The 26338-nt window shown below is 56.3% G+C and carries 25 protein-coding genes; 12 read left to right on the plus strand and 13 right to left on the minus strand.

Translation table 11 applies throughout. The annotated features are described in order from the left end of the window. Positions 1 to 68 precede the first annotated feature (68 nt). Entirely contained in the window at positions 69 to 947 is an 879-nt protein-coding gene (gene cho, locus F3J30_RS07940; RefSeq protein WP_166716891.1) for an excinuclease Cho, read from the plus strand. Here cho and ves read toward each other — a convergent pair. The 7 genes from ves to F3J30_RS07975 all read right to left on the minus strand — a co-directional run bounded on the left by ves (position 925) and on the right by F3J30_RS07975 (position 8670). Then, on the minus strand, positions 925 to 1482 hold the full coding sequence (ves, locus tag F3J30_RS07945) for an environmental stress-induced protein Ves (protein WP_014069878.1): 558 nt from the start codon (positions 1480 to 1482) through the stop codon (positions 925 to 927). The two genes, cho and ves, sit on opposite strands and share 23 nt — an antisense overlap. 298 nt (positions 1483 to 1780) lie before the next feature. Further along, positions 1781 to 2275, minus strand: a complete 495-nt coding sequence (gene spy / locus F3J30_RS07950) for an ATP-independent periplasmic protein-refolding chaperone Spy (RefSeq protein ID WP_166716892.1) — start codon at positions 2273 to 2275, stop codon at positions 1781 to 1783. A 371-nt stretch (positions 2276 to 2646) separates the two neighbouring features. Next, the gene (astE, locus tag F3J30_RS07955; RefSeq protein ID WP_166716893.1) at positions 2647 to 3612 is read right to left on the minus strand and encodes a succinylglutamate desuccinylase; all 966 of its coding nucleotides are present in this window, start codon (positions 3610 to 3612) and stop codon (positions 2647 to 2649) included. Positions 3613 to 3622: 10 nt separating this feature from the next. Continuing rightward, positions 3623 to 4948 carry an N-succinylarginine dihydrolase gene (gene astB / locus F3J30_RS07960; protein ID WP_166716894.1) on the minus strand — a complete coding sequence of 442 codons (1326 nt, stop codon included), beginning with the start codon at positions 4946 to 4948 and terminating at the stop codon, positions 3623 to 3625. Next, positions 4935 to 6422 carry a succinylglutamate-semialdehyde dehydrogenase gene (gene astD, locus F3J30_RS07965; RefSeq protein ID WP_166716895.1) on the minus strand — a complete coding sequence of 496 codons (1488 nt, stop codon included), beginning with the start codon at positions 6420 to 6422 and terminating at the stop codon, positions 4935 to 4937. Before astD ends, astB begins: the two co-directional genes overlap by 14 nt. Continuing rightward, complete coding sequence (gene astA, locus F3J30_RS07970; protein ID WP_014069872.1) at positions 6419 to 7453, minus strand: arginine N-succinyltransferase; 1035 nt, start codon at positions 7451 to 7453, stop codon at positions 6419 to 6421. The genes astD and astA overlap by 4 nt, the downstream gene beginning before the upstream one ends. Then, positions 7450 to 8670, minus strand: a complete 1221-nt coding sequence (locus tag F3J30_RS07975; RefSeq protein WP_166716896.1) for an aspartate aminotransferase family protein — start codon at positions 8668 to 8670, stop codon at positions 7450 to 7452. The genes astA and F3J30_RS07975 overlap by 4 nt, the downstream gene beginning before the upstream one ends. Positions 8671 to 9103: 433 nt before the next feature. Between F3J30_RS07975 and xthA the strand changes: the two genes are divergently transcribed. From xthA to F3J30_RS08005, 6 genes are all read left to right on the plus strand, one after another. Beyond that, positions 9104 to 9910: an exodeoxyribonuclease III gene (xthA, locus tag F3J30_RS07980; RefSeq protein WP_014069870.1), complete on the plus strand. Its 807-nt coding sequence runs from the start codon at positions 9104 to 9106 to the stop codon at positions 9908 to 9910. Positions 9911 to 9916: 6 nt separating this feature from the next. Continuing rightward, positions 9917 to 10597 carry a TVP38/TMEM64 family protein gene (locus tag F3J30_RS07985; protein WP_166716897.1) on the plus strand — a complete coding sequence of 227 codons (681 nt, stop codon included), beginning with the start codon at positions 9917 to 9919 and terminating at the stop codon, positions 10595 to 10597. A gap of 22 nt (positions 10598 to 10619) precedes the next feature. Next, the gene (locus tag F3J30_RS07990; RefSeq protein WP_166717144.1) at positions 10620 to 11783 is read left to right on the plus strand and encodes an ABC transporter substrate-binding protein; all 1164 of its coding nucleotides are present in this window, start codon (positions 10620 to 10622) and stop codon (positions 11781 to 11783) included. Continuing rightward, on the plus strand, positions 11756 to 13291 hold the full coding sequence (locus F3J30_RS07995; protein WP_166716898.1) for a thiamine ABC transporter permease: 1536 nt from the start codon (positions 11756 to 11758) through the stop codon (positions 13289 to 13291). Before F3J30_RS07990 ends, F3J30_RS07995 begins: the two co-directional genes overlap by 28 nt. Then, entirely contained in the window at positions 13291 to 13911 is a 621-nt protein-coding gene (locus tag F3J30_RS08000) for an ATP-binding cassette domain-containing protein (RefSeq protein WP_166716899.1), read from the plus strand. The genes F3J30_RS07995 and F3J30_RS08000 overlap by 1 nt, the downstream gene beginning before the upstream one ends. A gap of 85 nt (positions 13912 to 13996) precedes the next feature. Continuing rightward, a complete protein-coding gene (locus tag F3J30_RS08005; protein ID WP_166716900.1) occupies positions 13997 to 15304 on the plus strand; it encodes a sulfurtransferase in 1308 nt (435 codons plus the stop codon). On the opposite strand, the gene F3J30_RS08010 is transcribed toward F3J30_RS08005, so the two are convergent. Together F3J30_RS08010 and F3J30_RS08015 are read right to left on the minus strand one after the other, a co-directional pair. Beyond that, complete coding sequence (locus tag F3J30_RS08010) at positions 15301 to 15918, minus strand: CDP-alcohol phosphatidyltransferase family protein (protein WP_166716901.1); 618 nt, start codon at positions 15916 to 15918, stop codon at positions 15301 to 15303. The two genes, F3J30_RS08005 and F3J30_RS08010, sit on opposite strands and share 4 nt — an antisense overlap. Continuing rightward, positions 15911 to 16480, minus strand: a complete 570-nt coding sequence (locus F3J30_RS08015; protein WP_166716902.1) for a carboxymuconolactone decarboxylase family protein — start codon at positions 16478 to 16480, stop codon at positions 15911 to 15913. The genes F3J30_RS08010 and F3J30_RS08015 overlap by 8 nt, the downstream gene beginning before the upstream one ends. 75 nt (positions 16481 to 16555) lie before the next feature. On the opposite strand from F3J30_RS08015, the gene F3J30_RS08020 reads away from it, so the two are divergent. After that, positions 16556 to 16972: a pyrimidine (deoxy)nucleoside triphosphate diphosphatase gene (locus tag F3J30_RS08020; RefSeq protein WP_166716903.1), complete on the plus strand. Its 417-nt coding sequence runs from the start codon at positions 16556 to 16558 to the stop codon at positions 16970 to 16972. On the opposite strand, the gene F3J30_RS08025 is transcribed toward F3J30_RS08020, so the two are convergent. Next, positions 16932 to 17204, minus strand: a complete 273-nt coding sequence (locus tag F3J30_RS08025; protein ID WP_166716904.1) for a YnjH family protein — start codon at positions 17202 to 17204, stop codon at positions 16932 to 16934. The genes F3J30_RS08020 and F3J30_RS08025 overlap by 41 nt on opposite strands. 227 nt (positions 17205 to 17431) lie before the next feature. Between F3J30_RS08025 and gdhA the strand changes: the two genes are divergently transcribed. Further along, on the plus strand, positions 17432 to 18775 hold the full coding sequence (gene gdhA / locus F3J30_RS08030; protein WP_166716905.1) for an NADP-specific glutamate dehydrogenase: 1344 nt from the start codon (positions 17432 to 17434) through the stop codon (positions 18773 to 18775). Positions 18776 to 18844: 69 nt separating this feature from the next. Here gdhA and F3J30_RS08035 read toward each other — a convergent pair whose 3' ends face one another. From F3J30_RS08035 to F3J30_RS08045, 3 genes are all read right to left on the minus strand, one after another. Continuing rightward, positions 18845 to 20752 carry a DNA topoisomerase III gene (locus F3J30_RS08035; RefSeq protein ID WP_166716906.1) on the minus strand — a complete coding sequence of 636 codons (1908 nt, stop codon included), beginning with the start codon at positions 20750 to 20752 and terminating at the stop codon, positions 18845 to 18847. Positions 20753 to 20756: 4 nt separating this feature from the next. Next, the gene (selD, locus tag F3J30_RS08040) at positions 20757 to 21800 is read right to left on the minus strand and encodes a selenide, water dikinase SelD (RefSeq protein ID WP_166716907.1); all 1044 of its coding nucleotides are present in this window, start codon (positions 21798 to 21800) and stop codon (positions 20757 to 20759) included. Positions 21801 to 21916: 116 nt separating this feature from the next. After that, positions 21917 to 22468 carry an NAD(P)H nitroreductase gene (locus F3J30_RS08045; protein WP_166716908.1) on the minus strand — a complete coding sequence of 184 codons (552 nt, stop codon included), beginning with the start codon at positions 22466 to 22468 and terminating at the stop codon, positions 21917 to 21919. Positions 22469 to 22635: 167 nt separating this feature from the next. Between F3J30_RS08045 and sppA the strand changes: the two genes are divergently transcribed. The 3 genes from sppA to pncA are packed head-to-tail and all read left to right on the plus strand — an operon-like array spanning position 22636 to position 26220. Further along, entirely contained in the window at positions 22636 to 24492 is a 1857-nt protein-coding gene (sppA, locus tag F3J30_RS08050; RefSeq protein WP_014069856.1) for a signal peptide peptidase SppA, read from the plus strand. A 60-nt stretch (positions 24493 to 24552) separates the two neighbouring features. After that, positions 24553 to 25569 carry an asparaginase gene (gene ansA / locus F3J30_RS08055; RefSeq protein WP_014069855.1) on the plus strand — a complete coding sequence of 339 codons (1017 nt, stop codon included), beginning with the start codon at positions 24553 to 24555 and terminating at the stop codon, positions 25567 to 25569. A 9-nt stretch (positions 25570 to 25578) separates the two neighbouring features. Further along, positions 25579 to 26220, plus strand: a complete 642-nt coding sequence (gene pncA, locus F3J30_RS08060) for a bifunctional nicotinamidase/pyrazinamidase (protein ID WP_166716909.1) — start codon at positions 25579 to 25581, stop codon at positions 26218 to 26220. Positions 26221 to 26338 lie beyond the last annotated feature (118 nt).

A 26338-nucleotide genomic window follows, 5' to 3' on the forward strand; every position in this document is an offset into this window, starting at 1 on the left:
CCACAGCCTCTTTTTTAACCACCCCACACCTGCTAGACTGTATACATAAACAGTATCCGGAGTGCTATGTGAGCAGGCGTCAATCTGCCCCGCGTCTTGAGTTTGAAGCGGCGGCAATTTATGAATATCCCGAACATCTTCGCCCCTGGCTTGAAGCGTTACCGAAGCAGCCAGGTGTGTATCTCTTTCACGGTGAAAGCGACACCCTGCCGCTGTATATCGGCAAAAGCGTTAATATTCGCAGCCGGGTGATGTCCCATTTCCGTACGCCGGATGAGGCGGCAATGCTTCGCCAGTCCCGGCGGGTCACTTTTATCCGGACGGCTGGCGAGCTGGGTGCACTGCTGCTTGAAGCCCGCCTGATTAAAGAACAACAACCGCTTTTCAATAAGCGCCTGCGCCGCAATCGCCAGCTCTGCTCTTTACAGGTCATCAACGGCAAGCCGCAGGTGGTTTACGCACGCGACGTCGATTTCGCGCACACGTCCAACCTGTACGGCCTGTTTGCCAGTAAACGCGCCGCGCAGCAAACGTTGCAGACGCTGGCTGACGATCTCCAGCTCTGTTACAGCCTGCTGGGGCTTGAAGCCACAACCAGAGGCCGCGCCTGTTTCCGCTCCGCGCTGAAGCGCTGTGCCGGAGCCTGCTGTGGAAAAGAGAGTATTGCGGATCACCAGGCACGATTTCTTGCCGGGCTGGAGGCCATCAGCATCACCTGCTGGCCGTGGGAAGGCGCCATTGCACTCAAAGAAGCCGGGGATGAAATGACGCAATATCACATCATCCACAACTGGCTATGGTTGGGGGCGGTCGATAGTTTAGACGACGCGACAACATTACTGCGCATACCCGCCGGATTCGATCACGATGGCTACAAAATTCTCTGTAAACCATTATTCACCGGCGAGTATGAGGTTATTTCACTCAGTGGCCTGCCAGCCAGATAATCTCGCCAAACAGCAGCGTGCCTTCGGATTCAAGCAGGCGCAGGGTATGCGTGCCGTCATCCCAGCTGGCGCCCTGATCCGCCGTCAGCAGTTTATCGCCAAGCTGCCAGGCACCGCTGAGCACAAACGCCACACCGCCGCGTGAAGCAAAAGTGGTGAAGGTACGGTCGGCCACACGCACTTTCGCTTTACAGCGATCCCGACGGGTCATGACGTTGAAGTCCATCGACATCTGGCCATCACTGAGCAGAGCCTTCACCGGCAGATCGCCTGTGAAGCTAAAGGGCTGGTGGTGCTTCAGGGTATGGCAAAATGCCTGACCGGCATCCAGCGTCACTTCCCCACCTTCCAGCAGGGTAATGACCCGGTCGACCCCCGGGAAAGACGAGAATTCGCCGTTGCTGGCGATAGTTGCAATACTGGCGCGCCAGGAAAAATCGCGCGTCGCGGGAGGAAAACAGCAAATTTCACGTGTCTCGCCGGCACCATTGCGCCAGAGACTGACCGGCATTTTACGGATATCAAAGAACTCCATCACCACTCCTGAAAGGCACAACATGTGCCAGGGCAGCAATATCACTATCGCTGCATTCTTGGTTGTTATCGTTGGGAACTCACAGACGTATTATCGGCAGCAGAACGCGCAGGCCTTAGACGGGCGTAAAGAAAAAAATAACGCCATGACTCTGCTGAACATTCTCTGGAGCGACTACAGGAGGATACCGCGCTTCTGGCGGCAGACAAGAGGCTGTAAAAGAAAAAACCGCCGGTCCTGTCCACAGCGTTTGCGCTTTTGTGGACAGGATCCCGGCGGTCTTAAGATGTTGAACCGATTATTCGGTTGGTGCTGGCATTTTACCTTCCGGCGCCGGGCGTTCTGTCAGACGCTTCTCAAAATTGGCATTAAATTGTTTTTTCTGTTCCGGGGTCAGAATGTTGTAGATCTTGTTCTGGGTTTCCATGCGAGCCAGCATTCCTGCTTTGTGCTGCTCAGCCATTTTGTCGATCTGCGCTTCGGCTTTTGCTTTATCGAAGCTATCGCTGGCGATGATGTCATGCATCGCGCGGCGTTCTTCCAGCGGCGGACGTTTCATCTGGTCACGCTGGCTTTTCATGATGTCGCGAACCTGCTGTTTCTGTGCATCGGTCAGGTTCAGGTCTTTAAACATCATGTCGTGGTGCATCCCCGGCTTGCCTTTATGATGCATCATCATTTTGCCTTCAGTTGGCGCGGCAGTCGTGGTGGTCGCGGTATCTGCGGCGAACGCCATGCCGGTAGCGCCCAGAGCCAGGGTAGAAGCAACAAACAGTGCAGTTAACTTACGCATAATTTATTTCCTTACTTTCAGTTATTCTTCGGCGCTATGCCGTGTTGACGAGATTAACTTTACGGGGTTTATCGTCAATAAGTCAGAGCAACGGTAAAACAATGAAAGTGTAAAAAACAAATTTTCGCCAAATGTGGAGGAATTAAGGATAAAGCGTGGAGAGTTGAAACGAAAATATACAACACGGTGATTTTAAAGAGATTATGAAGGAGTATATAGAATCGATGATTATTTTAAAAGCAAATAACCAGGAATAATCTGCAAAAAAATGCATTCCGCAATAATAGCTAAGAAAATAAGTTTGTTAGTGTCAGCAAAAATAAACATTCAGGACTGCGGCCCTCCGCCTGCTGTCGAGGGCCGCGACGGTATTAACTGATTTTCTCCAGCATCAGCCCTGCCCGCAGGCCAAACGCAACGGAAGGGTTTGGAAACAGCACATACTCTGTTTTTTCATGCACTTCATAACGCTCATCGCCATCCTCTGCCAGTAAAACCCCCTGACGAAACGGCGTAAAGTTCAGCGTATGTGCGGCCATGTGCAGCTGGAACGCTTCGCTGCGCCGCGTGATCTGTTGCACCACCCGATAGCGCTCAACATGTTCCTGACAATGTTCTGGTAAAGTTCCCCCCAGCAACGCCCGCAGCGCCAGATGCGTAGGGGCAAAACGTGAGAGGTCGTTCTGCCCGAACGGCAGCGCTTTGCCCAGCTCCAGCGTACAGGCCAGCGCGCCGAAATTGTCGCAGGTAAAGTGGGTAAACGTACCGCCGGGTGACTGATGGAATACCAGCGCCTCCAGGCCCGCATCCCCCAGCCAGGCCAGGAATGCCTCATCCCACGGCTGATTACGCTGCGGTAAAACACCAAATCGCACATGGTATGAAGCGCGAATCGCCGTATGCAGATCGAGATGCCAGCGGTTTTCCCCGGCAGTGGCAAAAAAATCTGACACGACATTTTCCAGCCACTGCGCGCGACCGGCTTCGTCACTTTGCGGGAACTGCGACCAGCGGCCACCAAACATCCGGTTAATGTCGCTCTCGACATAACGTTTGTTTTGCGCCAGCGCCTGCGGGTTGCCTAGCACCACCAACAGACGGCAATGCAGGGCAACCTCTCCGCGATACAGCGCGTGCAACAGCAAATCGACAATCTCAACCGGCGCAGTTTCATTGCCATGAATTCCGCAGGAGAGCACCAACGACCGATCGCTGGCCTCAAACGGCGCCAGTTCAAGCACGCCCCGCCCCAGCCATCGCCAGTGGAACGAGGGGCCGTCACCTTCAGGCTGTTCAGGTGTTTCATTAGCCAGCGTCAGCGCCAGTAAATTCTCCATAACGCCTCCTTTAACGCTGGAACGGGTAAACAGAGCCCAGTTGCAAAATAGTGGTGAGGTCATCCAGCGCCTCACGCCCTTCACGCAACAGTTGTGGGTCTACCAGATCAGCCTGCGTTAACCTGTCGCGGTAGTAGCGATCCACCCAGTTGTTCAGGGTGTTAAACAAGGTTTCATTCATCATCACCGCAGGGTTAACCGCCTGCATCTCCTGCTGAGTTAACACCACGCGCAGACGCAGACATGCGGGCCCGCCACCATTTGCCATGCTTTCGCGCAGGTCAAAGACCCGCAATTCATCGATAGGGTTATCCGCCTTCACCAGTTCGCTCAGATAACGCCATACACCGGCGTGATTACGCGACTCTTGCGGCAGCACCAGCACCATACTGCCGTCATCCCGGCTCAACAGCTGACTATTAAACAGGTAGGTTTCAACGGCATCCTGCACGCTTACCGCGTCCGTTGGCACCTGCACTGGCATAAAGCCGGGCACGCGTTCATGCAGCGTGGCCAGAAGTTTGTCCTGATGCGCAAATGCCTGTTCATGGCAGAACAGCACCTGGCGGTTAGACACCGCGATCACGTCGTTATGGAAGACGCCCTGATCGATAACATGTGGGTTTTGCTGGGCAAAAATCACCTGCTGCGGGTTCACCTGGTTCAGCCGCACTACCGCCTGGCTTGCCGCCAGCGTTTGACGCGCCGGATAGCGGGACGGCGCCGTACTGCCGCCCTCTTCACGCCCGTATATAAAGAGTTGCAGGCCCGGTTCCCCGTAGTCGCCGCCCAGACGATTGTGGTTAGCGGCACCTTCATCGCCAAACATCGCCACCTGCGGCAGCGCCGAGTGCACGCTAAAATGCGCATCATTACTGAAAATAGCGCGCAGGACACGCTCGGTAGTTTCTGCCTCAGTGGCGCGATGGAATTTGTTGTTCAGGTTTGCAACGGTCAGGTGCACTTTACCATCCAGCGTATCCGCTGATGGCGCGACGGTTGCGGCATTCGCCACCCACATCGAAGACGCGGAACTGGCCGCAGAGAGCAGAGAAGGCACCTGAGTTCCGGCTTTCTCTATCACCTGCTCATCAGTGCCGCTGAATCCCAGCTGACGCAATACTGGCACATTCGGGCGCTCCTGCGGCGGGATCACCGCCTGCGGGAACCCGGCATCTGCCAGCGCTTTCATTTTCAAAAGCCCCTGCTTCGCCGCCAGCTTCGGGTTAGAAACCTGAAAACGGTGCTTTGTTGAGGCTTCATTACCAAACGACAGCCCGGCGTAGTGGTGCGTAAGCCCCACCAGCCCGTCAAAGTTAACCTCACGCGCTTTCATGGCCATTCCCCTGCGTAAAATCCAGACCCGGGTTCAATGTTTCCGGCAGCGTCAGCGCAGGCGTTTCGAGGCTGGCCATCGGCCACGCGCAATAATCTGCGGCATACCACGCGCTCGCACGGTGGTTACCCGATGCCCCCACGCCACCAAACGGCGCGGTGCTTGCTGCACCGGTAAGCGGTTTATTCCAGTTCACAATCCCGGCTCGCGCTTCCAGCAGAAGCTGGTCAAATTTTTCCCGATGCGGGGAAATCAGCCCGCTCGACAGTCCGTAACGGGTGTTATTCGCCATCACAATGGCGCTGTCAAAATCGTCATAACGCCAGACGCACAACAACGGGCCAAACACCTCTTCATCCGGTACGTTGCTCGCACCGCTCATCTCAATAATGCCCGGCGTCAGCAGCGAGGCACCCGCCTGCACCTGTTTCGGCTCCAGCAGCGTTTTTGCCCCACGCGAAACATGATCCTGCCAGGCTTTCAGCACATTCAGCGCAGCCTGCTCGGAGATCAATCCGCCGATAAACGGTTGTGGATCGGCATCCCATTTTGCGGGCGTGAGACGCGCAGTAACCTCAACCAGACGTTTCAGGAACGCATCGCCCTGCGCGCCACGTTTTACCAGCAGACGACGCGCACAGGTGCAGCGTTGCCCGGCGGTAATAAAGGCGGACTGAATAGTGAGATGCACTGCGGCGTCGATGTCATCTGGATCTTCGACAATCAGCGGGTTGTTCCCGCCCATTTCCAGCGCAAGGATTTTCTCCGGCTGCCCCGCAAGCTGGCGATGCAGCTGATACCCCGTTCCGGCGCTGCCGGTAAACAGCAAACCGTCGATATCGCTGAGTGCGCTCAGCGCCTGCCCGGTTTCACGTCCGCCCTGCACCAGGTTCAGCACGCCAGGCGGTAAACCAGCCTGTTCCCAGAGTTTGACCACGGCTTCACCGGTCAGCGGCGTTAATTCGCTGGGTTTAAAAATCACGCTATTGCCCGCCAGCAATGCTGGCACAATGTGTCCATTCGGCAGATGGCCCGGGAAGTTGTACGGCCCAAACACCGCCAGCACGCCGTGCGGACGATGGCGCAGCGTGGCCGCACCATCCGGCATCTCTGTTTGTTGCTCACCGGTACGGGTATGGTAAGCCTTCACCGAAATGGCGATTTTATTGATCATCGCCGTGACTTCAGTGGTGGCTTCCCAGCGTGGTTTACTGGTTTCCAAAGCAATAATGCGCGTCAGTTCAGCTTTGTTGGCGTCGAGCAGTGCGGCAAATTTCTCAACGACCGCCTGGCGCACGGTAAAGGGCTGTTTGGCCCAGGCCGGGAATGCGCACCTGGCCGCCGTACAGGCCTGTTCCACCTGCGCGACACTGGCATCGTTCCCCTGCCATAGCACCTCTTTGCCCACCGGGTTGGTTTTAACGCGTTGTTCACCTTCGCCCGTTACCCAGTCACCATTAATCCATAAACTCATGCTGTTTTCTCCTCAGGGCAGAGTCTTACCAGGCGAACCGTGTCGCCGGCATTACATTTCAGGGCATCCAGTTGAGCAGGCGTCAGCACCAGACGTTCACATTTCGGGTTGGTGTGGACCAGCATGGCGCGGAAATTGTCATAGTGCTCGTTGGCAACCAGGCAGGCTGGCCACTCACCCGGCGCGGGCTGGCCTTCAGAAACGCCCACGAGGCGGCTTTTGCGGATCGCACGAACCCGGTCGATATCGCACTCAAGCGTTGGCCCACCGTCGAAGATGTCCACATAGTTGCGGTAACGGAAACCTTCTTTCTCAAGCACCGCGCGGGCAGGCGCAGTTTGCGGATGCACTTCACCGATCACCGCCTGCGCTTCGGGGCTTAAGAAATGGGTATAGATAGGATGTTTAGGCATCAGTTCGGCAATAAAGGCTTTCTGCCCGGTGCCGCACAGGTAATCCGCACGGCTAAACTCCATCGAGAAAAAGCGCTCGCCCAGGCTTTCCCAGAACGGGGAATACCCTTTGTCATCGATAACACCACGCATCTCGGCAACCACTTTTTCATTAAAACGATCGCGAAACGCGGCCATAAACATAAAGCGCGATTTCGACAGCAGATACCCATTGCCCTCTTTGCGCCAGGCCGGATCCAGAAACAGGGTACAAAGTTCGCTGGCCCCGGTGTGGTCATTACAGAGAAAGAGCGTGGGCAACGCGTTATAGACGTTCAGTTCTTTCGATGCATGAACCATGGTGCCAACACGGTAGTTGTACCACGGGTCATTGAGACCTACAGCCACCTCGATGGCACAAATCCCGGCAACGGTTCCCGTTTCAGTATCTTCCAGCACGAACACATAGCCCTGTTCGCTTTTTGGCAACGTCCCCTGCCAGGTATGCAGGGCGCGCTCAATGCGCGCCGACAGCGTTTTTTCATCAGCAGGAAGCGAGGTCAGCCCGCCTCCCGTCTTTCCGGCAAGCAGCATGAGCCCGGCGAGATCGCCGCGCTCAACGGGACGGATGACCATCATGATGACACCCCGGACTTCACATGTTCACAGGCCAGCGCAAAACGGTCTAAACCGGTTTTAACCTCTTCTTCGCTGACGATAAGCGCAGGGGCAAACCGCACCACGTTGGCACCGGCAATCAGCACCATCACGCCCATTTTTGCTGCTTCCTGTGAAATAAGTTTAGCTTTTCCGGCAAATTCCGGCGTGAGTTCGCAGCCAATTAACAGCCCCAGACCGCGGATCTCTTTAAACAAGCCCGTCTTGCTGTTGATAGCGTTCAGACGCTCGACAAACCAGTCATGGCGTTGCTTCACGCCATTAAGCACTTCTGGTGTATTGATGATATCCAGCACCTGTCCGGCCACAGCAGAGGCCAGCGGGTTACCGCCGTAGGTGGTCCCGTGGGTGCCCACTGTCATCACGCTGGCGAATTTATCGGTGGTCAGCATCGCCCCGACCGGGAAGCCGCCGCCCAGCGCTTTAGCGGTAGAGAGTACGTCCGGCGTCACGCCGTAGTGCATATAGGCATACAGTTCGCCGGTACGACCGACCCCGGTCTGCACTTCATCGAAAATCAACACGGCGTTATGACGATCGCACAGCTCACGCAGCCCTTGCAGGAAGGCTGTTTGCGCCGGAAGCACGCCGCCTTCACCCTGCATCGGCTCAACAATCACCGCACAGGTGGTATCGTCAATCAGCTCAGCGGCCGATTGCAGATCGTTGTAAATGGCGTGGCGGATATCCGGTGGCAGTGGTGCAAAATCCTGGGAATAGGACGGCTGACCGCCCGCGCTCACCGTGAAGAGCGTGCGGCCATGGAAGGCGTTCTTGAAGGCAACAATACCGCTCTTATGCGCGCCGAATTTATCATGGGCATATTTACGCGCCAGCTTCAGCGCCGCTTCGTTGGCTTCTGCCCCGGAGTTACAGAAAAAGACTTTTTCTGCGAAGGTCGCATCAATCAGTTTTTTCGCCAGGCGCAGCGCAGGCTCGTTGGTATAACCGTTACCGGTGTGCCAGAACTTCGCCGCCTGATCGTTCAATGCCTGACGCAGCGCCGGGTGCGCATGGCCCAGCGCGTTTACCGCAATCCCACCCGCAAAGTCGATATACTCTTTGCCCTGCTGATCCCACAGGCGCGAGCCTTCCCCACGAACTGGAATAAAAGCCGCCGGAGCGTAAACCGGCATCATCCATTCATCGAAATTTTCACGCGTAATTGACAGAGACATAGCGACCTCATCCGGTAAATAAAAGGTTGTTTAAATGTTAAATAATTGAGTGTTTGCACTGTGAATGTAGATTGCAGAGTTCGTGCCAGCCAGCGATAAAAGTGCATAAAAGGGATGATGGAACAGAATATCAACAAGTTACGATATGGAGTTATTCACTGTTATTGCATAAAAAGTGAATATTTTTACGATAAGCGGCGGTTTGCCGAACGAAAACGTGAAAGACTATTCACAGGCCAAATATAATTCTGGAATTGTGATCGCCAGCGAAATTTATTGGCCGTTTACGCACCGTTTGAGGGCGTGACGCGTTGGAATGGTGCAAATTTTGCACCGTTGGCATTATCTGTCGCAGTTATTGGTCATACCCGATAACAGATGCGCCAAATTCTGCTACCATCCATGCACTATTCACCTTGCATTGGCAGCGACTATGAAATTTGTCTCTTTTAATATCAACGGCCTGCGTGCCCGCCCTCACCAACTGGAAGCCATCGTTGAGCAACATCAACCGGATGTGATTGGCCTACAGGAGACAAAAGTTCACGACGATATGTTCCCTCTCGAAGAGGTAGCGAAACTGGGTTACAACGTCTTCTACCACGGGCAAAAAGGCCACTATGGCGTTGCGCTGCTGACCAAAGAAACGCCGGTTTCCGTACGTCGCGGCTTCCCGGGTGATGATGAAGAAGCCCAGCGCCGGATCATCATGGCGGAGATCCCCTCTCCGCTGGGAAATATCACGGTGATCAATGGCTATTTCCCGCAGGGAGAAAGCCGTGACCATCCAACCAAGTTCCCGGCAAAAGCGAAGTTTTATCAGGACTTACAGGATTACCTGAACACCGAGTTAAACAAGACCAATCCGGTATTAATTATGGGTGATGTGAACATCAGCCCAACGGATCTGGATATCGGGATCGGTGAAGACAGCCGTAAACGCTGGCTGCGCACCGGGAAATGTTCTTTCCTGCCGGAAGAGCGCGAGTGGATGCAGCGCCTGATGGACTGGGGCCTTGTCGATACCTTCCGTGCGGCTAACCCGGAAGCACAAGATCGCTTCTCGTGGTTTGACTACCGCTCTAAAGGTTTTGATGACAACCGTGGTCTGCGTATAGACCTGCTGCTGGCAAGCTCTCCGCTGGCCGAGCGCTGCGTTGAAACCGGTATCGATTATGACATCCGCAGTATGGACAAACCGTCTGACCACGCGCCGGTGTGGGCTAAATTCAAACTGTAACTGCATGTGAACATTCGAAAAATCCTCTTCCTGTGCGCCCTTCTGGGCGCCTTTGTTTTGGCATTTTCCTTTCTGCCACCGGGAATGCTTTCCCTCGATTCGGTACGAACCCATCACCAGGCGTTGCAAGCCACGGTTGCACACTCCCCGCTGCAAAGTGCGGCACTCTATTTCGCGGTGTATGTGGTGGTGTCTGCTCTGTCTATTCCCGGGGCAGCCATTCTGACGTTACTGGGTGGTGCGCTGTTCAGCGTATGGCAAGGGATTGTGCTGGTTTCGTTTGCGTCCACGCTTGGCGCCACACTGGCAATGCTCGTGAGCCGTTACCTGCTTCGCGACTGGGTACAGCAGCGCTTTACCCAGCAAATGAAAACCGTTAACGCCGGTATGAACCGCGATGGTGCTTATTACCTTTTTGCGCTTCGCCTGATGCCGCTGTTCCCCTTTTTCGTGGTCAACTTACTCGCCGGGCTGACCCGTCTTGGCGTGTGGCGTTACTGGTGGGTAAGCCAGCTAGCCATGCTGCCCGCCACGGCTATCTTTCTTAATGCCGGACGCGAACTGGGAAAACTGACCTCCCTGCGCGATATTCTGTCGCCGGGAATGGTAATCGCCTTTACACTACTGGGGTTATTACCGCTGGTCACTCGCTGGCTATTTTCTCGCTACTTTCACTCTTTGCATTAAACAGGGAGGCATTATGCGCCGTGTGCGTTTTTGCGCGTTTCTGACAGGCCTGCTGCTGGCAAGCTCATCCTTTGCCGCGGATAGCTGGCAAGACATTCAACATCAGGCCCGTGGGCAAACCGTCTGGTTTAATGCCTGGGGCGGCGACCCGGCGGTAAACCGCTACCTTGACTGGGTAAGCGGTGAGATGAAATCGCACTACGCCATCACCCTGAAAATTGTTCACCTTGCAGATGCGGCCGATGCGGTTAAACGCATCCAGACTGAATACGCTGCCGGACGGAAAACCAACGGGTCGGTCGATCTTCTGTGGGTGAACGGTGAAAATTTTCGCACCTTAAAAGAGGCCGGTTTACTGCAAACCCAGTGGGCGCAAACGCTCCCTAACTGGCGATTCGTTGATACCCGCAAACCGGTGACGGAAGATTTCTCCGTCGCCACAGACGGCGCGGAATCGCCCTGGGGTGGCGCACAGCTGACTTTTATCGCCCGTCATGCAACCACCCCGACGCCGCTGCGCGATCCGCAGGCATTGCTGGAATATGCGACACGCCATCCTGGCAAAGTCACCTATCCGCGCCCGCCCGATTTCACCGGCACCGCGTTTCTTGAACAGCTTCTGCTGACGCTCACCACCCAGCCGGATGCGCTAAAAACCGCGCCAGATACCCGTACCTTTGCGGCGGTGACCGCCCCGCTATGGGACTATCTCGATACACTGCACCCACTGCTGTGGCGTGAAGGGAAGGATTTTCCGCCCTCACCAGCACGTATGGATGCGCTGCTTGCCAGCGGAAGCCTGAATCTGTCGCTGACGTTTAACCCCGCCCACGCCCGGCAAAAAGTGACCAGCGGTGAGCTACCTGCCGACAGCTATAGCTTTGGCTTTGAGCAAGGGATGATTGGCAACGTCCATTTTGTTGCGATCCCGGCAAATTCCACGGCCAGTGCGGGCGCGAAAGTGGTGGCTAACTTCCTGCTTTCCCCTGCCGCGCAGACGCGTAAAGCCGATCCCGCTATCTGGGGCGACCCGAGCGTGCTGGATACCCGGAAATTACCGGCGGCCGAAGCTGCGCAACTGAACGCTCACACCACCGACGGGCTACCGAATATGCTGGCTGAGCCGCACGCCGCCTGGGTTAATGCACTGGAGCAGGAATGGCTGCGCCGCTACGGTACGCGCTGAGCGGGGTTGTCTGGCTGGCAATGGCGGTCATTTATTTACCGCTGATCCCGGCGGGCGTGATGCTGATAACGCCAGCGTTTTCAGCTGCCAACTGGCAATCCCTGCTGAATGACCCTCAGCTACCCCAGGCATTTATCGCCACCCTGGTATCGACCCTGATTGCCACAGCAGGCTCACTGTTTATCGCCCTGTGTATGGTTACCGCCCTTTGGCCTGGCAAGCACTGGCATCGGTTAAGCACGCGGCTGCCGTGGATGCTGGCGATCCCTCACGTTGCCTTCGCCACCAGCGCCATGCTGGTTTTTGCCGAAGGCGGCCTGTTTTATCAGTACGTTACTTTTTTATCGCCCCAGCAGGACAGCGCAGGTATCGGATTAGGGTTGACGCTTGCCATCAAAGAGAGTGCGTTCGTCCTGTGGGCCATTTACGCCGTGTTGCCGGAAAAACAGCTGGCGCAGCAAAACGTGGTATTGCAGAGCTTTGGCTACGGGCGTATTCAGCGCCTGTGCTGGCTGGTTCTTCCGACCATTGCTCCCGCGCTGGGTGCCGTGATGCTTGCCGTGCTGGCATGGTCACTTTCGGTAGTTGATGTGGCCATCGTTCTCGGGCCAGGGAATCCCCCGACACTTGCGGTGCTGGCCTGGCAGTGGCTGAATCAGGGTGACAGCGAACAACAAATCAAAGGGACCTTATTATGCCTGCTATTACTGTTGCTGCTGGCGATCCTGGCCGTGGCCGGGCTGTGCATCTGGAAAATGTGGCGGCGCACACTGCCGGACGTCAGCGGCGTTCGTCATAGCAGCCATCACGCTGTGCCGGTAAAAACGCTCGGCTGGTTAGTGCCGGGCTGCGGGCTGTTTTGCGCACTGGTGCTCGTTTTCCTCGCCAGGGGCAGTGATACCGCCCTCACCCCTTACGCCACCAGTTTCTCTCTGGGCATGGCATCCAGCCTGCTGGCGCTGATCATTCTCGTGTTGTGGCTGGAATGGGGGCCGCAACGTGGGGCCTTCTGGATCTGGCTTCCGCTGGCACTTCCTGCATTACCGCTGGTGTTCGGGCAATACGTTGTTGCACTGCGACTCGGGATCGACGGGCAATATGCCGCCGTCCTGTGGAGCCATTTGCTGTGGGTGATCCCCTGGATGTTGCTGGTGCTTCAGCCTGCCTGGCGCAGAATTGACCCGCGACTCATACTGATTGCCAGAACGCTGGGCTGGTCGCGCGCCAGAATATTCTGGTTAGTCAAATGTCCGTTGCTGGCTCGCCCGGCGCTGCTTGCCGTCGCGACGGGGTTTTCCGTCAGTATGGCGCAGTACATGCCTACCCTGTGGGTGGGTGCCGGACGCTTTGCCACGCTCACGACCGAGGCTGTAGCACTCAGCAGCGGCGGCAGCCCATCCATTCTCGCTAACCGCGCACTTGGCCTGCTGCTGCTCACGGGCACACTATTTGGCCTTGCAGCGCTCTTATCCCGGCTTGCAGGTCGCTACCGACAAGGACTACGTTAATGCTGAGCGTCAACAATCTCTCTATTGAGCCCCTCTTTCGCGAAGTTAACTTCAGCGTGCCGCGCGGAGAGATCGTGACGCTGATGGGGCCATCCGGCAGCGGTAAATCCACGCTTTTTTCCTGGATGATTGGTGCGCTGTCTGCGGATTTTAACGCTCAGGGCGAGCTTTGGCTGGATGAAAAACGCTGCGACACGCTTCCGGTCGAAAAGCGCGGTCTGGGGATTTTATTTCAGGACGCCCTGCTGTTTGACAGCTTTAGCGTGGGGCAAAACCTGATGCTGGCCCTGCCAGCGCATATTACCGGGCAACGACGCAAGGACGACGTGCAACATGCACTGCACTCTGCGGGGCTGGCCGGACACTACGCCAGCGATCCTGCAACGCTTTCCGGCGGGGAGCGCGCCAGGGTGAGCCTGCTGCGTGCTTTACTCGCGCAACCGCAGGCGCTGCTGCTGGACGAGCCCTTCAGTCGTCTTGATAAAACGTTACGCGCATCGTTTCGGGCCTGGGTTTTCGATGCCGTTCGCGCGCGCAATATTCCGGTGGTACTGGTCACGCATGATGAAGAGGATATCCCGCCCGGGGGTGACGTTATCCAGCTTTCTCGCTGGCAATAAACGCCCCGGCCCTGTGCTAACGCAATGTTTTCTGTTTCAGGTGAGATAACAATGAGCCCCTCTTTTACTGACGTCAGGCTTTTCGATGAAACGTGTTTCTCAACTGACTGCGCTGGCCCTGCTTTGCGGCCTCGCTTCTATGTCCTCTCTGGCGGCTGAGATGCCCCACTCCCTTACTCTGGAACAGATCCAGCAACAGCATGGCGCGGTGATCGATACGCGTGCCAGTGCGTTCTACAACGGCTGGCCGCAAACCCTGACCGGCACATCCGGGCACGAACCGGCGGCGCTTAACCTCTCTGCCTCCTGGCTTGGCGCAATGAGCGACGAGCAGCTTGCCAGCTGGGCGAATCAGCATCAGCTCACGCCTGAAACGGCAATTGCGCTGTACGGCAGCGATGCCGATAACAAGGCAATACAAGCGCGCCTGGAAAAAGCCGGATATCGCCATGTCTCACTGTTAAGCGATGCGCTGCAAACCGCTGACCGCCTGCAACGTTTACCGCACTTCGAGCAGTTGGTTTATCCGCAATGGTTGCATCAGTTACAGCAGAAAAAGCCAGTCGTCGCTGCCCCGACGGGAGACTGGAAAGTGCTTGAAGCGGGCTGGGGAGCTCCGAAATACTACCTGCTAAGCCATATTCCGGGTGCTGGCTATATTGATACCAATGAGGTTGAAAGCGAGCCGCTGTGGAATAAAGTCTCTGATGACAAACTCAAAGCGATGCTGGCCAAACACGGAGTCCGCCAGGACACCACGGTGATCCTCTACGGCCGTGACGTCTATGCCGCAGCACGCGTTGCGCAGATCATGCTCTACGCGGGGGTGAAAGATGTGCGCATTCTGGATGGCGGCTGGAAAACCTGGTCAGACGCCGGGCTGCCTGTTGAACGAGGTACACCAGCCGACGTGAAACCCGCCCCCGACTTTGGCGCACCGGTACCCGGTCAGCCGCAGTTGATGGTCGATATGGAACAAGCCCGTGGGATGTTGCATCGTCAGGATGCCTCGCTGGCCAGTATCCGTTCCTGGCCTGAGTTCACCGGCGTCACCAGCGGCTACAGCTACATTAAGCCAAAAGGTGAAATCGCCGGGGCGCGCTGGGGCCATGCCGGCAGCGATGCCACACACATGGAAGACTTCCATAACCCGGACGGCACCATGCGCAGCGCCGACGATATTGCCGCGATGTGGAAAACGTGGAATATTCAGCCTGAACAGCATGTTGCATTCTATTGTGGTACCGGCTGGCGGGCGTCCGAGGCCTTTATGTACGCGCGGGCAATGGGCTGGAAAAACGTCTCCGTTTACGATGGCGGCTGGTACGAATGGAGCAGCCACCCGCAAAACCCGGTTTCCACCGGGGAGCGCGGGCCGGAAAGCTCACGCTAGCGGGTGAGCGATTTTAACGTCACGTAACCGCTCCAGATGCGCGTTGTGGTGGTAAGCCAGCACAACGCGCCAAATACCCAGCCGAAGAGTGAAAAGTGCGCCGGAAACAGACAGCACAGCACGAACAGCGCAATGGTCTCCGTTCCTTCCGTTAATCCACCAATATAGTAAAACGACTTGTGCGCATAGCCGGGGTTATCAATATTGTGTTTTGCAGCCAGTGCCGCAAACGCCAGAAAACTGCTGCCCGTGCCCATAAAAGCAAACAACAGCCATGCCGCCGCCAGCGCATTTTCCGCAGGTGCTGCCAGCGCAAAGCCAAACGGTACCAGCGCGTAGAAAAGAAAATCGAGCGCGATATCCAGAAACCCGCCTGCGTCACTCAACCCGCGACGTCGAGCCAGTGCACCGTCAAGCCCGTCCAGCAGGCGATTGAGCGCAATCGCGACCAGCGCCGCCAGATAACTGTTCAGCGCCAGAAAGGGCAACGCCAGCACCCCAATGGCAAACCCCGCCAGTGTTAACCCGTCAGGAGAGATAAACGGCCTGTCGAGCAACGTCGCAAGCCGGTTCAGCGCCGGTTTCACGCGCGGATGCAGGTGTCGGTCAAGCATCAGGTTTCCCTTTGAATGTGGCGCACAACCCTTGCGCCGGGATATCCAGCGCGGCATTAAAACGCGCGGATAAGTTCTGAAAAGCAATTAACGCCGTCATCTCAGCAATCGCCTCATCGGTGTAATAGCGTTTGAGCTGCGTTTTTATCGTCTCTTCCACCTGCGGCGGCGTGGCGGTCACCGCTTCGGCATAGGCCAGCGCCACGCGCTCCTCTTCACTGAACATGTCGGCGTCGTGCCAGTGGCTCACCGCCTGCACTTTATCCATCGCCCCGCAGCGCTCGGCCAGACGCAGGCTATTGGCATCAATGCAGAAATCACAGTGGCAAATCTGAGAGACTCGCGTCATCAGCAGGGAGCGCAGTACAGGACTCAGGCGCGCATCACGACGCTCCAGAAAACCCACAAACAGAGCCACCAGCCAGAACAGGCGCGGCATTCGTCCCCACCAGCGGGTGGGATTCAGCACCGCGCCGTAGTGTTTTTTCTGCATCGCTACGATCGGTTTTAAACTGACGGGAAGGTTTTTTAAGGGGGCTACCCAGGCGGGTGTCTCTTTCACCTGACTCTCCTGATGGCTGGACTCTTTGAAAGGGCACGATAATATGTCGTTTTTCGTTATCAATTATTGACGACCATGCTGAAAACCATCGATGTAGTGGCAGCCATTCTTGAAAAAGAGGGCAAAATTTTGCTGGCGCAGCGCCCGCCCCATGCCGATCAGCCCGGCATGTGGGAATTCGCTGGCGGGAAAGTGGAAGCCGGAGAAACGCAGCCCGAGGCGCTTGTCCGCGAATTACGCGAAGAGTTAGGCATTAACGCCGAACCTGCACGCTATGTGGCAAGCCATCAGCGAGAAGTCTCCGGGCGACTCATCCACCTTCATGCCTGGCATGTCCCTTCGTTCAGCGGCGAGCTGACGGCGCATTACCACAGTGCGCTGGTGTGGTGTACGCCGCAGGAGGCGTTAACCTATGCCCTGGCGCCTGCGGATATTCCGCTGCTTAACGCCTTTATCCTTTTACGCGACGCCAGACCAGCGGATTCGTGCTAACGGCCCGTTCATCACGCTGACACTGCAACAGCACGCCGTCAGCCTTCACTACCGCCCCTTCTGAATAGTTTTGATCCTGATAGATACAACACTGGTTGCAGGGCTGCGAACTCTGACCGCTGGAGCTGAATACCTCCGGCGGGACATTGACCTGTACATCCGGGCGAATTCGGTCGGCCTGCGCGCCTGCGGATAAAACGGCAAACAAAGCGGTCATCACATAACGATTCATAGAAGTCTCTTCCTGTTGTCTCCTGATAATGACTATAACGGTAAACCTGGCAGAACCTTTAATTTCTCTCGTCATCGTTTTTTGTTATGACCCGGACGCGATGATGAATTTCCCTTTAGGGGGAAATTTCTGCTTGCCTCACAAAGCGGTGCGGGTGATATAGTCAAAAAAACGTCATAAAACGTCTACGCAACACACAGAAATTAAAATAAGAGGTTCTTATATCTATGGATCAGACACGCTCTCTGGAAACTTTTCTTGCCCACGTTCAACAGCGCGATCCGCACCAGAGCGAGTTTGCTCAGGCCGTTCGTGAAGTCATGACCACCCTGTGGCCATTCCTGGAAGAAAACCCGCGCTATCGCCAGATGTCACTACTTGAGCGCCTGGTCGAGCCGGAGCGTGTGATTCAGTTCCGCGTGACCTGGGTTGACGATCGCAATCAGGTACAGGTTAACCGCGCATGGCGTGTGCAATTTAACTCGGCAATTGGTCCGTTTAAGGGCGGGATGCGCTTCCACCCGTCCGTTAACTTATCCATTCTGAAATTCCTCGGCTTTGAGCAGACCTTTAAAAACGCCCTGACCACGCTGCCTATGGGTGGCGGCAAAGGCGGCAGCGATTTCGATCCTAAAGGCAAAAGCGAAGGCGAAGTGATGCGTTTTTGCCAGGCACTAATGACCGAGCTGTATCGTCATCTGGGCCCGGACACCGATGTTCCGGCAGGTGATATCGGCGTGGGTGGCCGTGAAGTGGGCTTTATGGCCGGGATGATGAAAAAACTCTCCAATAACAGCGCCTGCGTGTTTACCGGTAAAGGCCTCTCCTTCGGCGGCAGTCTGATCCGCCCGGAAGCCACAGGTTACGGGCTAGTCTACTTCACCGAAGCCATGCTGAAACGCCATGGTCTGGGGTTTGAAGGGATGCGCGTTGCGGTGTCTGGCTCCGGTAACGTGGCGCAGTACGCTATCGAAAAAGCGATGCAGTTTGGCGCGCGGGTTGTTACCGCCTCCGATTCCAGCGGGACTGTCGTCGACGAGGCCGGCTTTACGGCTGAAAAACTGGCGCGTCTTTGCGAAATCAAAGCCAGCCGCGACGGTCGCGTGGCGGATTATGCCCGTGAGTTTGGCCTGACCTACCTCGAAGGCAAGCAGCCGTGGGCGGTGCCGGTGGACATTGCCCTGCCGTGCGCGACCCAGAACGAACTGGACGTGGACGCCGCGCGTACCCTTATCGCCAACGGTGTGAAAGCCGTTGCCGAAGGGGCGAACATGCCAACCACCATCGCCGCAACCGATCTATTCCTGGAAGCAGGCGTGCTGTTTGCACCAGGCAAAGCCGCGAATGCAGGCGGAGTGGCAACCTCGGGTCTGGAGATGGCGCAAAACGCCGCGCGTCTGGGCTGGAAAGCGGAAAAAGTGGATGCGCGTTTACACCACATCATGCTGGATATTCACCACTCCTGCGTCGAGTTTGGTGGTGAAGCATCACAAACTAACTACGTGCGTGGCGCGAATATCGCCGGGTTCGTGAAAGTGGCGGATGCGATGATTGGGCAAGGTGTGATCTAAGTTTTATCGTGCGGCCGGGTGCCCTCACCCCGGCCCTCTCCCACGGGGAGAGGGAGAAAACCGGCGTTATCAGGCTGCACTTTTCTTCTTTTTGAACGGCTTCTTCGCACCGCCACCCGGTGCAACCATTCCTCTGAACGTCTTCACCGGCGTACTGCGCGCCTGATCTATCAACTGATAAAGCGTCCCCACCAGCGGCTGCATAAAGTCCTGGTAACGACACTGCTTCTCGCTGATTTGCGTCAGGATGGATTCCCAGTGCGCCGTCATGTCCGGCCTTGCCGCCAGCTCTGGCAGCGAGTGGATCAGCGCCCGACCAGGTTCCGTTGAATGGATATAACGCCCTTTTTTCTCGAGGAAACCCCGCTTAAACAGCAGTTCGATGATCCCTGCGCGGGTCGCTTCCGTACCCAGCCCGTCGGTGGCGCGGAGGATCTTCTTCAGGTCTTTATCCTGCACAAATCGGGCGATACCTGTCATGGCTGACAACAGCGTTGCATCGGTGAAATGGCGTGGTGGCTGAGTCTGACGTTCAACCACTTCGCCCTTTTCGCAAAGCAACTCATCATCTTTGGCGACCACCGGCAGCGGCGTGCCGTCGTTTTCTTCATCACGCTCTTTGTTGCCCAGCAGGGTACGCCACCCCGCTTCCGCAAGGAAACGCGCTTTGGCGACAAACTTACCTTTGGCAATCTCCAGTTCGATGACGCATTTGCGGAACACCGCATCCGGGCAGAACTGCATCAGATACTGACGGGCAATCAGGTTATACACCTTCGATTCGTTTTCCGTCAGATTCACATTACTGGTGCGTGCCGTAGGGATGATGGCGTGGTGGGCATCCACTTTTTTATCGTCCCAGCAGCGGTTACGCGTGTCCGGATTGACGGCGGGCTGTGGTAGCAGATCCGGCGCGTGAACACCGATCGCATTCATCACCGAATGGCGCCCGGCATAATGTTCTTCCGGCAGATAGCGGCTATCCGAACGCGGATAAGTGATCAGTTTATGGGTTTCGTACAGCTTCTGGCAGATATCGAGCACATTTTGCGCGCTCAGACCAAAGCGTTTAGCCGCTTCAATCTGCAATGCCGAAAGCGAGAACGGCAGCGGCGCAGGTTCTGATTCCCGTTTATCGTTATAGCTGGTGACGATGGCGGGCTGGCCGGTAATGCGGTTGACCACATGGTCTGCCAATGGGCGATGCAACAACCGCCCTTCTTCATCCTGATACGACTCACAAGCATCACTTGGCTGCCAGGTCGCCGTAAAACGTTCCTCTTTTGGCGTCACGATGTGAGCTTTGACTTCAAAGAAGTCTTTGGCGACAAAGTTTTCGATCTCTTCATCGCGACGCACCACCAGCCCCAGAACCGGGGTTTGAACGCGTCCGACCGAGAGCACGCCCTGATACCCCGCGTTACGTCCCAGAATGGTATACGCGCGGGTCATGTTGATCCCGTACAGCCAATCAGCACGGGCACGCGCCAGTGCGGAAACGCACAGCGGGATAAACTCGCTGTTGGCGCGCAGGCGTGAAATCGCCCGCTCCACGGCCTGCGGGTTAAGGTCGTTAATCAGGCAGCGCTGGACCTGCAGGCGCTTTTCCGGGGCCAGCTCCAGGTAATCCAGCACCTCGTCCACCAGCAGTTGCCCTTCCCTGTCTGGGTCACCCGCGTGGACGACTTCAGAGGCCTCATGCAGGAAACGCTTAATGACGTTGAGCTGTTTGGTGACGGACGGTCGAGGTTGCAGGCGCCATTTTTCCGGCACGATAGGCAGGTCGTTCAGATTCCAGCGGGCGTAGCGGCTGTCGTAGACATCCGGTTGCGCCTGCTCGAGCAGGTGTCCAATACACCAGGTCACCACCTGCCCGTTACCGCACTCGATAAAACCATCGCCTTTGCGGTGCGGCTTAGGCAGCACATCGGCGATGGCACGGGCCAGGCTCGGCTTTTCGGCAATAAACAACCGCATCGAATTAACGGATCTCGATCATCGGGCGGCCACCGCGGGCGTCCACCAGTTCGCCGATGGCCGTCAGAGTGATACCAAACTCCGCAGCCGTTGCCTGTACTTCTGCTTCCGCGTCTGGCGTGACCGCAAGCAGCAGGCCGCCAGAGGTTTGCGGATCGCACAGCAGGTCGCGCCACGCTTCTGGCATGTCACCCATCAGATGCCCATAGCTGGCAAAGTTACGCTGAGTACCGCCCGGCACTGCGCCCTGGGCAATGTAGTCTTCCACGCCCGGCAGCTTTGGTACGTCCTGATACCAGACCTGCGCCTGCACACCTGCGCCCTGGCACACTTCGCTCAGGTGGCCCAGCAGACCAAAGCCGGTGACGTCGGTCATCGCCTTCACGCCATCGATATTGGCAAACGCTGCACCGGCGAGGTTCATCTGGCACATCACTTCCGTTGCCAGGCCAACGTGTTCTGGTTTAAGCAGGGATTTTTTCTCGGCAGTGGTGAGCACGCCAATGCCCAGCGGCTTGGTAAGGAACAGTTTGCAGCCCGCCTGCGCGGTACTGTTGCGCTTAACGCGCTCGGTCGGCACCACGCCCGTGACGGCCAGGCCGAAGATAGGCTCAGGGGCATCAATAGAGTGGCCGCCAGCCAGCGCAATCCCCGCCTGCTGGCAGGCAAAGCGCCCACCTTCAATCACCTCGCGGGCGATTTCTGGAGCAAGGGTGCTGATTGGCCAGCCCAGAATGGCAATCGCCATAATCGGCTTACCGCCCATCGCGAAGATATCGCTGATGGCGTTGGTGGCCGCAATACGCCCGAAGTCGAACGGATTGTCGACAATCGGCATAAAGAAGTCGGTGGTGCTGATAATGCTGGTGCCGTTACCTAAGTCATAAACCGCTGCATCGTCACGCGTTTCATTGCCGACAAGCAGGTTCGGGTCGACAAACTTCGCCTGTTCACTGTGCAGGATGGTTTCCAGCACTTTTGGGGAAATTTTACAACCGCAACCGGCTCCGTGGCTGTATTGCGTTAAACGAATGGTTTGCTCGCTCATGGACATCTCCTGTCATTGCAATCGCGCTATGGTAGCGCTCATTCCATAAAGAGGTAAGTATGACTGTCTGAATTCTGCGGCAGATGCTCAGAATCCAGACAGTTTAGCGCGCGTTATCAGAAACGGCTGACGAAAGGCGTGGTGTCCGGCACGTTTATCGTGCTGGATGCTTTAAGCTGCGGGGTACCGAGATAGAGGAAGCCAACAATTTTATCGTGCTTGCCGCAGGACAACCCTTCGCGGACAACCGGGCTTTCGGTGAGTGCGCCGGTACGCCAGATGCCGTTAAAGCCCTGAGCGACCGCCGCCATTTGCATCGCCATGACGGCGCAGCCCGCAGACATTTCCTGTTCCCAGACCGGCACTTTATGTTCAGCCTGGCATTTTGCGACCACCGCGATGATCATCGGTGCACGGAACGGGCCGGTGCGCGCTTTTTCAATGCCCTTCTCGTCCTGTCCCGCGGCTACCGCACCCTGCTCCAGCAACGCGCTGAAACGATCGCGGCCTTCGCCTTCAATAATAAAGAAGTGCCACGGCTGTAATGTGCCATGATCTGGTGCGCGCATCCCGGCACGCAGAATGTTTTCCAGCTGCTCGCCCGCTGGCGCCGGTTCGGCCAGGCGCGAAGCACTACGACGGTTAACAAGCAGTTCAAGTGCGTCCATTGGTTAACTCCTGTCTTGAATTTTCCTAACAAAATTAACACGGCGGCAGATTTTGTTACAGCGTGACGGGCGATTCCTGCTGACAAGTGGCGGTCGGGTCATTACGATAACCTCACATTGCCGTCCACTGGCGACGGATACAGTCATTTTCTGGTTAGGGAGTATACATGCGAACCCTTTGGCGAATCTTTGCCGGTTTCTTTAAATGGACGTGGCGACTGCTCAACTTTGTCCGCGAACTGGTGATGAATGTGTTCTTCATCTTCCTGATTCTGGTTTGCGCGGGCATCTGGATGCACATCAGCAGCACAAGCCAGGCGCAGCATTCCACGCGCGGCGCATTGTTGCTGGATATCACCGGGGTCGTCGTCGATAAGCCCTCCACCAGCAATCGCCTGGGCGTGATTGGCCGCCAGCTGTTCGGCGCGACATCCGATCGCCTTCAGGAAAACTCCCTGTTTGATATCGTTGAAACCATCCGTCAGGCAAAAGACGATCGCAACATTACCGGGATCGTGCTTGATCTGAAAGATTTTGCCGGTGGCGACCAGCCTTCCATGCAATACATTGGTAAAGCCCTGCGCGAATTCCGCGACAGCGGTAAGCCGGTTATTGCCGTGGGCGACAGCTATACCCAGGGTCAGTACTACCTGGCGAGCTTTGCCAATAAAATCTGGCTCTCGCCGCAGGGCACGGTGGATTTGCACGGCTTTGCAACCAATGGGCTGTACTACAAGTCGCTGCTCGACAAGCTGAAAGTCACCACCCATGTCTTCCGCGTGGGCACGTATAAATCCGCCGTTGAGCCATTTATCCGTGACGATATGTCCCCGGCCGCCCGTGAAGCAGACAGCCGCTGGATTGGCGAACTGTGGCAAAACTATCTGGGCACGATCGCGGCCAACCGCCAGATTACGGCTGAACAGGTGTTCCCTGGTGCTCAGGGGATGCTCGACGGCCTGCGCAAGGTTGACGGTGACACCGCCAAATATGCACTTGAGAACAAGCTGGTTGATTCACTGGGTAGCAGTGCAGATATCGAAAAAGCCCTGACCAAACAGTTCGGCTGGAGCAAAGAAGACAAAAACTACAGCGCTGTTAGCATGTATGACTACACGACGAAAAAACCGAGTGAAAACGGTGATAGCGTGGCGGTGGTCTTTGCTAACGGTGCGATCATGGATGGTCAGGAAACGCCGGGGAACGTGGGCGGCGATACCACGGCTTCGCAGATCCGCGATGCGCGTCTTGATCCGAAAGTGAAAGCCATTGTTCTGCGCGTCAACAGCCCTGGCGGCAGCGTCAGCGCATCGGAAGTGATCCGTGCGGAACTGGTTGCGGCGCGTGCTGCGGGCAAACCTGTGGTTGTCTCGATGGGCGGTATGGCGGCCTCCGGTGGTTACTGGATCTCAACACCGGCTAACTATATCGTTGCTAACCCCAGCACACTGACGGGCTCAATTGGTATTTTCGGGGTCATCAACACCGTTGAGAACAGCCTTGATTATCTGGGCGTTCATACCGATGGGGTATCGACATCACCGCTGGCGGATGTGTCCGTGACAAAATCTTTGCCACCGGAAGTGTCAGAGATGATGCAGCTCAGCATCGAGAGCGGTTATAAGCGCTTTATCACCCTGGTTGCCGACTCCCGTAAGAAGACGCCAGAGCAGATTGACCAGATAGCTCAGGGCCACGTCTGGACCGGACAAGATGCCAAAAACAATGGTCTGGTAGACAGTCTGGGTGATTTTGATGACGCCGTCGCGAAAGCGGCTGAACTGGCAAAACTCAAACAATGGCATGTTGAGTATTACCAGGACGAGCCATCGTTCCTCGATTTGGTGATGGATAGCATGTCCGGCTCCGTTCGCGCTATGCTCCCGGAAGCTATTCAGGCGTACCTGCCTGCCCCTGTTGCCACCGCGGCTAAAGCGATGAAAGCAGAGGGTGATAAGCTTGCCGCCTTTAACGATCCACAAAGCCGTTACGCATTTTGCCTGACCTGCGCTAACGTCCGTTAAAACCCGTCCCCTCTTTTCGCGAAGAGGGGATTTTTCTTTGAAGCAAAAGAACTCACTATCATGCAGAAGAAATCAATTTATGTCGCCTACACCGGCGGTACCATCGGGATGCAGCGCTCTGAAAATGGCTATATTCCTGTGTCCGGCCACCTGCAACGCCAGCTGGCATTAATGCCAGAATTCCATCGCCCCGAAATGCCTGACTTCACCATCCACGAGTATGAGCCGCTGATGGACTCCTCCGATATGACGCCGGAAGACTGGCAGCATATTGCAGACGATATCAAAGCGCATTACGACGAATACGATGGCTTCGTGATCCTGCATGGCACCGACACCATGGCGTTTACCGCGTCGGCGCTCTCTTTCATGCTGGAAAACCTCAGCAAACCGGTTATCGTGACCGGCTCGCAGATCCCGCTGGCGGAGCTGCGCTCTGACGGGCAAATCAACCTGCTGAACTCTCTGTACGTGGCGGCCAATTACCCGATCAACGAAGTCTCGTTGTTCTTCAACAACCGTCTGTATCGTGGCAACCGTACGACCAAAGCTCACGCGGATGGATTTGATGCTTTTGCTTCACCAAACCTGCAACCGCTGCTGGAAGCAGGTATTCATATTCGTCGTCTGGGAACTCCACCTGCACCGCATACGGCGGGTGAACTGGTTGTTCACCCGATCACCCCACAGCCGATTGGCGTAGTCACCATTTATCCGGGGATTTCAGCGGATGTGGTACGTAACTTCCTGCGTCAGCCCGTTAAAGCGCTGATCCTGCGCTCCTACGGCGTGGGTAATGCCCCGCAGAACGGTGAGTTCCTGAAAGAGTTACAGGAAGCGAGCGAGCGAGGGATTGTGGTAGTTAACTTGACTCAGTGTATGTCCGGTAAGGTCAATATGGGCGGTTATGCCACCGGCAACGCCCTGGCTCATGCCGGTGTTATTAGCGGTGCCGACATGACCGTCGAGGCCACGCTGACTAAACTTCACTATTTACTGAGTCAGGATCTGGATGTTCAGGCCATTCGTACCGCGATGATGCAAAACCTGCGCGGCGAACTGACGCCAGACGAATAAGGAGTAGGCATGGCCCAACGAGCTCTGTTACTGGTTGATTTACAAAATGATTTCTGCGCGGGCGGCGCGCTGGCCGTGGCGGAAGGCGATAGCACCATTGATGTGGCTAATTCGCTGATCGCCTGGTGTAAAACGCGTGGTGACGCCGTTGTGGCAAGCCAGGACTGGCATCCAGCCAACCACGGTAGCTTCGCCAGCCAGCATAACGTTGCGCCCTACAGCCAGGGTCAACTCGACGGGCTGGCGCAAACCTTCTGGCCCGATCACTGCGTTCAGCAGACTGAAGGCGCGGAACTGCATCCGTTACTGAATCAGAAAGCCATTGATGCCGTTTTCCACAAAGGGGAAAACCCGTCCATCGACAGCTACAGCGCGTTTTTTGATAACGGACATCGTCAGAAAACGGCACTGGATGAGTGGTTGCGCCATCACGATATCGCCGAACTGATTGTGCTGGGGCTGGCGACCGATTATTGCGTGAAATTCACCGTGCTGGATGCGCTGGCGCTGGGTTACAGCGTTAACGTGATCACTGACGGGTGTCGCGGCGTAAACATTCAACCACATGACAGCACGCTGGCGTTTATGGAGATGTCCACCGCCGGTGCAACGCTGTATACGCTGGAAGACTGGCTGGAAACGCAGGCGTAGTCTTTTGGCTTCGCCTTACCCGGCCTACTTTCTCTGGTTTTGTGGGCCGGGTCCACCCGGAAACCCCCTCTCCGATCTCCCATAAAGTGAACTGCCTCGCATCGCAAGCGCAGCGGCA

The organism is Enterobacter sp. Tr-810 (assembly GCF_011752765.1).
Taxonomy (GTDB): domain Bacteria; phylum Pseudomonadota; class Gammaproteobacteria; order Enterobacterales; family Enterobacteriaceae; genus Enterobacter; species Enterobacter soli.

Bases quoted from the DNA above. Each gene is read 5' to 3' on its own strand.
- gdhA (WP_166716905.1), top strand. From the start codon at position 17,432: ATGGATCAGACACGCTCTCTGGAAACTTTTCTTGCCCACGTTCAACAG.
- astE (WP_166716893.1), bottom strand. From the start codon at position 3,612: ATGGAGAATTTACTGGCGCTGACGCTGGCTAATGAAACACCTGAACAG.
- F3J30_RS08045 (WP_166716908.1), bottom strand. From the start codon at position 22,468: ATGGACGCACTTGAACTGCTTGTTAACCGTCGTAGTGCTTCGCGCCTG.
- ves (WP_014069878.1), bottom strand. From the start codon at position 1,482: ATGGAGTTCTTTGATATCCGTAAAATGCCGGTCAGTCTCTGGCGCAAT.
- F3J30_RS07975 (WP_166716896.1), bottom strand. From the start codon at position 8,670: ATGTCTCTGTCAATTACGCGTGAAAATTTCGATGAATGGATGATGCCG.
- sppA (WP_014069856.1), top strand. From the start codon at position 22,636: ATGCGAACCCTTTGGCGAATCTTTGCCGGTTTCTTTAAATGGACGTGG.
- selD (WP_166716907.1), bottom strand. From the start codon at position 21,800: ATGAGCGAGCAAACCATTCGTTTAACGCAATACAGCCACGGAGCCGGT.
- astD (WP_166716895.1), bottom strand. From the start codon at position 6,422: ATGAGTTTATGGATTAATGGTGACTGGGTAACGGGCGAAGGTGAACAA.
- F3J30_RS08010 (WP_166716901.1), bottom strand. From the start codon at position 15,918: ATGCTTGACCGACACCTGCATCCGCGCGTGAAACCGGCGCTGAACCGG.
- F3J30_RS08005 (WP_166716900.1), top strand. From the start codon at position 13,997: ATGAAACGTGTTTCTCAACTGACTGCGCTGGCCCTGCTTTGCGGCCTC.
- F3J30_RS08025 (WP_166716904.1), bottom strand. From the start codon at position 17,204: ATGAATCGTTATGTGATGACCGCTTTGTTTGCCGTTTTATCCGCAGGC.
- pncA (WP_166716909.1), top strand. From the start codon at position 25,579: ATGGCCCAACGAGCTCTGTTACTGGTTGATTTACAAAATGATTTCTGC.
- F3J30_RS08035 (WP_166716906.1), bottom strand. From the start codon at position 20,752: ATGCGGTTGTTTATTGCCGAAAAGCCGAGCCTGGCCCGTGCCATCGCC.
- ansA (WP_014069855.1), top strand. From the start codon at position 24,553: ATGCAGAAGAAATCAATTTATGTCGCCTACACCGGCGGTACCATCGGG.
- xthA (WP_014069870.1), top strand. From the start codon at position 9,104: ATGAAATTTGTCTCTTTTAATATCAACGGCCTGCGTGCCCGCCCTCAC.
- astA (WP_014069872.1), bottom strand. From the start codon at position 7,453: ATGATGGTCATCCGTCCCGTTGAGCGCGGCGATCTCGCCGGGCTCATG.
- F3J30_RS08000 (WP_166716899.1), top strand. From the start codon at position 13,291: ATGCTGAGCGTCAACAATCTCTCTATTGAGCCCCTCTTTCGCGAAGTT.
- spy (WP_166716892.1), bottom strand. From the start codon at position 2,275: ATGCGTAAGTTAACTGCACTGTTTGTTGCTTCTACCCTGGCTCTGGGC.
- F3J30_RS08020 (WP_166716903.1), top strand. From the start codon at position 16,556: ATGCTGAAAACCATCGATGTAGTGGCAGCCATTCTTGAAAAAGAGGGC.
- astB (WP_166716894.1), bottom strand. From the start codon at position 4,948: ATGAAAGCGCGTGAGGTTAACTTTGACGGGCTGGTGGGGCTTACGCAC.
- F3J30_RS07995 (WP_166716898.1), top strand. From the start codon at position 11,756: ATGGCTGCGCCGCTACGGTACGCGCTGAGCGGGGTTGTCTGGCTGGCA.